Source organism: Candidatus Binataceae bacterium, from assembly GCA_035294265.1.
Classification (GTDB): Bacteria; Desulfobacterota; Binatia; order Binatales; family Binataceae; genus DATGLK01.
The window spans coordinates 1-6446 of the sequence record DATGLK010000054.1; the positions used below are offsets into that span (position 1 = coordinate 1).

The following is a 6446-nucleotide window of genomic DNA, read 5'->3' on the forward strand; positions in this document are numbered from 1 at the left end:
TGGGGGCGGCGGGTCTGGTGGTAGCCGCGCAGGGCCATTCGCTGAGCTATCTGGTGGTCGGATACGTGGTGGTGGGAGCGGGGGTGGCGCTGGCGGGGGCAACCCCGACCGCAGTGGTGGCGGTCAACTGGTTCCCCCATCGGCGCGGCACCGCGGTGGCGATAGCGATGCTGGGATTGGGAATTGGGATGGCGGTGGCGCCGTTGCTTATCACAGGGGTGGTGGCGGGCATGGGTTGGCGCGCGGGGATGGCGGCGGTAGCCGCGCCGATGGCGTTATTGGCGGCGCCGGTGGCGTTGCTGATGGTGCGTAGCGGGCCGCGCGCGGACGGTGAAATGGCGGCGCGCTATCCCGACCATCACACCGTCGAGGAAGGATTAGAGGTGGTGGCGGCGCTGGGGCGGGCGCGGTTTTGGTTACTGGCAGCGGTGGCGCTGTGCGGCGAGGCGGCGTGCGGAGGCGTCTTCTATCACATGATTCCCTATCTGATCGGGGCGGGATATCGGCCCGAAGCAGCGGCCTCGGTGATGGGAGCGCAGGCGGTGCTGGTGACTGTGGGCGCGCTGATAGCGGGTGGGTTGGCCGACTATTTCGGTCCGCGTCCGGTGCTGAGCTTGAGCTGGCTGGTGCTGGCGGTGGCGGTAATGCTGCTGATCGGGGCGCGCGATGTAAGTTGGGGAATCTGGGCGCTGGCCGGCTTTATCGCGCTGTGGGGGCTTGGGATGGGCAATTTCTCGGCCATGGCGCCGCTGGTGGCCAACGCGCTGGGCATGCGCCGCTTCAGCGCGTTCATGGGAGTAACTACGATGTGCTGGTTCTTTGGCCAAGGGCTGGGTCCTCCTTTGGCAGGCGTTTTGTTCGATCGCACCGGCGGTTACGTTGTGCCGCTGGAGGTGGCGATTGGGCTGCTAATCATGAGCGCGGTCCTGACGCGGCTGGTCGCGGCGCCGATGGGTGAGGAAGTCCCGGCGTCGATCGCGAAGGCCATCTAAAGCAAGAATGATCGCGGAGCGCGCCCTGCAGTGGCTCCCTGGGTCAGGCGCCAAGCATGAGGCGAGAGCTTATGTGCGGCTAAACTGCGGCAGGCAGAGCGATGCTGAGTCCGGCGCAATCATTTGACCGCGAGCCCTTATCCGGCGAGCACTGGCGCCGACCTCTGGCCACGTAAAGCCCCGCGCTGGCGCCCAACGACCAGGCATACAGTGAGTTGGCTTGACGCTTCGCGTCCGTTTAATTTCTTGCCCACGGAGCGAAAGGGTGAGTTGCAGCTAAACGGGGTTGCGCGTCGTGGGCGGCTGTTCAAAAGCGGGCGTCATACAGTAGGGTGAGGGGCAAGAAGAGGTAGGCGATTGAACAAACAAGAACGAGCTGCGCTCAGCGTGATGGGAGCGCTGTTTTTGGTGCAGATATTGGCGGCGGGGCCGGGTTTGGCGATGGCGGGAGTGATGATGACTCCGCTGATTCGGGCCTTTCATTGGAGTCACGAGGAAGTGTCCGAGCTGTTTCTGATTTCGACCATCACCGGCGGGCTGGTGGCGCCCGGGGTGGGCTGGTTGATGGACCGGATCGGCGGTCGCTGGGTGATGGGAGCGGGTGTGGCGCTGATGGTCGCGGGCTATGGGATGAGCAGCCGGGCCGATTCGTTTGGCGCGATGGAGCTGGCGTTTGCAGTATTTGGCGCGGGCCTGATGCTGGGGGGGACGCTACCGGTGATGGTGGTGTGCGTCAATTGGTTCGAAACCAAACGTGCCACCGCGGGCGGAGTGCTGTGGATCGGTTTGGCGGCAGGGCTGACGATAACTCCGCCCAGCGTGACCTGGGTGGTGGCCCATTACGGCTGGCGGATGGGGTTTCGCGGGCTGGCCGGACCGGCGCTGCTGCTAGTGCTGCCGGCGACGTTATTGCTGGTTCGCACCCGGCCGCCGATGGCGTCGGCCAAAAGTGTGGCTCAGGAAGTGGCTACGCTGCCGGGATTGGAACTAAAGCCGGCGCTTCTGACACTGGTATTTTGGCTGTTACTGGCCGGTGACCTGCTGTACTCGGTGGGCTTCGGGTCGGTATTCGTTCATCAGATAACCTACTTGATAGGCTTGGGCTATAGCCCGCAGCAGGCGGCCTGGGTATTCAGCGCTCAGACGTTGGTGAGCGGCGTGGGAGCGATAGCCTTCGGTTCGTTGGCGGATCGGTTTGGGGCGCGACGGATGTTAAGCACGGCGCTGGTGGTGATTGCGGTGGGGATCGTGGCCTTTACGGGAGCGGGCAATCGCCAATGGGGAGTGGCCGCGATCGGGGTGTTCGTGTTGTTCTGGGGGCTGGGAGCGGGCTGTATCCCGCCGGTGTTGCCGGTGTTGCTGGCGCAGACGACCGGCTTGCGCCGAATGGGCACGCTGTCGGGAGTGATTCGCTTCGTGGCGGCCTTTTCCACCGCGCTGGGTCCGGTCTTGGCCGGGCATATGTTCGATGTAACCGGCAGCTACGTGCCGGCATTTTTGCTCGCCGCCGGGCTGTTGGTGGTAGCGGCAGGCTCGATCGCGCTGGTCCATCCCGCGCCCGGAGCCGACCGGGTTCCGCAACAAGCGGCGGCGTGAAAGGAATGGAGCGGGTGAAAGGGCAGCCGCAGGCGCGCACGATGCTGGGCGCGCTTATCGTCTATCAGATAGCGGTTTCGGGACCGGGCTTGGCGTTGGTGGCCACTGTGCTGACGCCGCTGATACACGCCTTCCATTGGAGCCACGAGCAGGTGGCCGAAATTGCTTTTGCCAGCACGCTTACGGGTGGGCTGGTGGGATTCATGGTCGGCTATTTATTCGATGAGATTGGCGCGCGCTGGGTAATGTCGGCCGGCTTGGTAGTGGTAATCGCAACCCTGTGGAGCGCCAGCCTGGTGAGCTCGCTGGGGACGATGGTGCTGCTGTTCGCGCTGTACGGGATGGGGGCGATGTTGTCGGGCATCCTGCCGGTCAGCGTGCTCAGCGTGAACTGGTTCGGCCATCGGCGCGGTCTGGCGGGTGGGGTGCTGTGGTTCGCGCTGGCGATCGGGATGATGGCGACCCCGCCGGCGCTAACGTGGCTTATCGCGCATTACGGATGGCGGGCGGGATTTCGCTTCGTGTGTCTGCCGGCGCTGTTGCTGGGATTGCCGATCGCGCTGAGCGTTATCCGGACCCGGCCGGCAAGCGTAGCGGGATGGAGCAAGGCGCAGGAAGTGGCGGCGTTGCCGGGTTTGGAATTGGGACCCGCGCTGAGCGCGGCGGCATTCTGGCTGGTGTTGGCGGCCGACTGTGCCTATTCGTTCGCATTCGGGGCCGTCCAGGTCCACTCGATTACCTATCTGATCGGACTTGGTTATTCGGCACAGCATGCGGCCTGGGTCTTCAGCGGACAGGTCTGCGTGAGCGCGATCGGATCGGTTGTTTTCGGCGCCCTGGCCGATCGGATTGGGGCGCGGCGCAGCCTGACGATCGCGATGTTGCTGGTGCCTGCCGGCCTGTTGGCTTTTACCGGTGCGGGGGGTCGATTCGCGCCGCTGGCGCTGGCTGGGTTTATTCTGGGATGGGGTGGGGGTGCGGGCTGCGTGACGCCACTGTTGCCGATTTTGCTGGCCGAAAGTTTGGGGATGCGGCGCTTGGGAACGCTAAGCGGAATGGTTAGATCGGGCGCGGCGATTGCGACCGCCTTCGGGCCGCTGGTATCGGGCATGATCTTCGATCGGAGCGGGAGTTATGTGCCGGCGTTTTATCTGGCCGCGGCGGCGATGGTAGTGGCGGCGGGGGCGATCTCGCGGGTACGGCCGGTGGCAGGACGCGAGGAGATAGGATTGGCGGCGGCCGCGGGATAGGCAGGCGGAGCGCGCGAGCGGTCGCTTCCGCTGGCGGCCGGGAGGGTTGCGTTGTCCGAAATCGGCACCTCGGATAGACTAAGTTCGAGAGATCCGATCGGATGAGTAGTCTGCCTGCTATGTCTAGTAGATAACCGCGATGTGGATCGTTCTGCTGGCCCTGCGCCGCCCCCTTTCCATCGCTGTCATGGCGCTCCTGATGCTGGTGTTGGGAGTGTTGGCCTTCACCCGAATGAACGCGGACATCTTTCCAGCAATCGACCTGCCGGTGGTGGAGGTGGTCTGGAATTATCCCGGCTTGTCGGCGGTGGGGATGGAACGGCGGGTCGTGATTATCAGCGAGCGCAGCTATTCCAGCGAAGTCAACGCGATCGAGCACATCGAGTCCGAATCGCTCAACGGGATCGGGCTGATCAAGGTTTATTTTCACGAGGGGGTCTCGCCGGCGTCGGGGATCGCGGAGATCAACAACACCAACGAGTCCGAGCTCAAGATTTTTCCGCCCGGAATCAGTACCGCGGATGTAATCGAATATAACGCCGCCAACGTTCCGGTCGCCCAGCTCAATCTGTTCAGCGACACTTTGTCCGTACAGCAACTGTACGATTACGGCTTGAACTTCGCGCGAGTGCGGTTGTTCACGATTCCGGGGTTGTGGACTCCGGCGCCGTTTGGGGGCATGCAGCGGGCGGTGATGGTCAATCTCAATCCGCAGCAACTTTACGCTCACGGCTTGTCGGCGACGGACATCATGCAGGCGTTGGGGGCGGTCAATACAATCACGCCGGCGGGAACAGTCAAGATCGGAAACCGCGAATACCAGGTCGAGCTCAATGGTAGCCCTGTCAACGTAGCCGAATTCGACCATCTACCGGTCAAGGAGGTCAACGGCGCGCCGGTGCATCTGGGTGACGTGGCGCCGGTAACCTACACTCATTCGGTCCAGACCAACGTGGTGCGGGTCAACGGCAAGCCGGCCAGCTACCTGATGATCCTCAAAGCCGCCTCCGCCTCGACGGTAGGCGTCATCGATCAGGTGAAGCAAAAGTTGCCCGAGATGATGGCGACCGCGCCGCCCGGGTTGAGGATGGCGCTGACCTTCGATCAATCCAAGTTCGTGCGCGGGGCGTTGTGGGACGTGGTGCAGGAAGCGGCGGTAGCGGCGCTGCTGGTCGCGCTGATGGTCCTGGTCTTTCTGGGCTCGGTCCGCAGCATGCTGATCGTGGTGATTTCGATTCCGCTGGCGGCCTTGACCGCGATCATCGGGCTTAAGCTCTCGGGCCAGACGATCAACACGATGACGTTGGGTGGGTTGGCGCTGGCGGTAGGAATGCTGGTGGACGACGCCACGGTGGAGATCGAAAACATCCATCGCAATCATGCCATGGGCAAGCCGTTGCTCAGGGCGATTGTCGATGGCGCGGCGCAAATCGCGGCACCGGCCTTCGTGGGCACCTTGGCGATCTGCATAGTGTTCTTTCCGGTGGTGCTGCTCACTGGAGTGGCGCGGTTTCTCTTCACGCCGTTGGCGATGGCGGTGGTGTACGCGATGCTGACGTCGTATCTGCTATCGCGCACTTTGGTGCCAATGATGGCTCGCTATCTGCTACCCGAACGGCACGTCGAGCCAGTGCAGGGCGGTTGGCAGGATAAGTTTGCACGCCGGTTTGAAAGGCTTAATGCGAGCTATGCCAGAGCGCTGGAGAGCTTCATGGCACAGCGCGGTTTTGGCATGGCATGCGTAGGCTTGATCGTGCTCATGTCGCTGGGGTTGATAAGGGTGGTAGGCGAGGATTTTTTCCCGTCCGTCGATGCGGGGATGATGCGCCTGCACGTTCGCGCCCCGTTGGGCACTCGAATCGAGACCACTGAACAGATCGTGCAGCGAATCGAGACGGCGATCCGCGGAGTCATTCCGCCCAGCGAACTGGAAGCTATCAGCGACAACCTCGGGATGCCGGTGTCGTGGAACCTGACCATGTATCAGACCGACAGCATCGGACCGCAGGACGGCGACATCGCCATCGAGTTGCAGCCGCGACATCGGTCAACCGCATATTACCAGGGACGGATTCGGGCGCTCATGGCGCGCCAGTTTCCGGAAGTGACGGCTTATTTTCAGGCGGCCGATATCGTTGCCCAGGTGCTCAATTTCGGCTTGCCGGCGGCGATTGACGCCCAGGTGGCGGGGAACGATTTGAATGAGGATTACGCGCTTGCGGTGCGGCTTAAGAACGCGATGGAGAAAATTCCCGGGTTAGCCGATATTCGAATCGCGCAGCCGCTGAATTATCCCACCCTCGACGTGAAGGTCGATCGCGACAAGGCGCAGCAACTGGGGCTGACCGAAAACGACGTGGCCTCCAGCCTGGCGACGTCGCTGAGCGCGAGTTTTGAATTGCAGCCCAATTCGTGGCTCAACGTGGCCAACGGCGTAAACTACAGCGTGTTGGCGCAGGTTCCCCAGCATGCGCTCAACTCGGTCAACGCGCTGCTCACCACGCCGCTGACCGGCGCGGCGCCGGGCCAAACTTCCACGGCCCAGTTTTTGGGCAACGTGGCCACGGTGCATCAAGACGTGGAGCCGGCGGTAGTTAGCCATTACAAC

The 6446-nt window shown here is 63.0% G+C and carries 4 protein-coding genes; all 4 read left to right on the forward strand.

Features of this window, described 5'->3' with window-relative positions; translation table 11 throughout:
- The coding region (locus VKV28_09480; GenBank protein ID HLH77021.1) for an MFS transporter at positions 1-992 on the forward strand (992 nt) is incomplete at its 5' end.
- A gap of 357 nt (positions 993-1349) precedes the next feature.
- Positions 1350-2588, forward strand: a complete 1239-nt coding sequence (locus tag VKV28_09485; GenBank protein HLH77022.1) for an MFS transporter — start codon at positions 1350-1352, stop codon at positions 2586-2588.
- Positions 2589-2602: 14 nt separating this feature from the next.
- Positions 2603-3838 carry an MFS transporter gene (locus tag VKV28_09490; GenBank protein HLH77023.1) on the forward strand — a complete coding sequence of 412 codons (1236 nt, stop codon included), beginning with the start codon at positions 2603-2605 and terminating at the stop codon, positions 3836-3838.
- A 139-nt stretch (positions 3839-3977) separates the two neighbouring features.
- Positions 3978-6446, forward strand: a 2469-nt coding sequence (locus tag VKV28_09495; protein HLH77024.1) for an efflux RND transporter permease subunit, incomplete at its 3' end; no start/stop codon positions are given.